This window comes from Streptomyces sp. NRRL WC-3549, from assembly GCF_000721935.1.
GTDB lineage: Bacteria > Actinomycetota > Actinomycetes > Streptomycetales > Streptomycetaceae > Streptomyces.
Genome location: NZ_KL585436.1, coordinates 27,653 through 27,986, shown reverse-complemented (window position 1 = coordinate 27,986; position 334 = coordinate 27,653). Strand labels below are relative to the sequence as shown.

General features: G+C 78.7%; 1 protein-coding gene. It reads right to left on the bottom strand.

Going from position 1 to position 334, the window contains the following annotated elements:
* Positions 1-36: 36 nt before the first annotated feature.
* The coding region (locus tag IH13_RS0131695) for an ArsR/SmtB family transcription factor (RefSeq protein ID WP_158791440.1) at positions 37-334 on the bottom strand (298 nt) is incomplete at its 5' end.

The window sequence follows — 334 nt, the reverse complement described above, 5'->3', positions numbered from 1 at the left end:
GCCGAGGCCCCGTGCACCCGCGTCCGTACGGCGGGTTCACGGGGCCTCGGCCGTCAGTGCGACGCCGAGCGGGGTGCGCTCGTACAGCACCTGGTGCCCGTAGCGGCGCGAGGTGAGCAGGCCCGCCCCGCGCAGCACCGACAGATGCGCCGACACGGACGAGGGCGCCAGTCCGAGCCGGTGCGCCAGGGCGCTGGTGGACGCCGGTGCGTCCAGCGCGCACAGCACGTCGGCGCGGCCCCGGCCCAGCAGCCGGGCCAGGCTGTCCGGGGTGCGGTCGGCGGCCCGGGTCCACAGCCCGCCGACACCGCGCGCCGGGTAGATCACGGCGGGC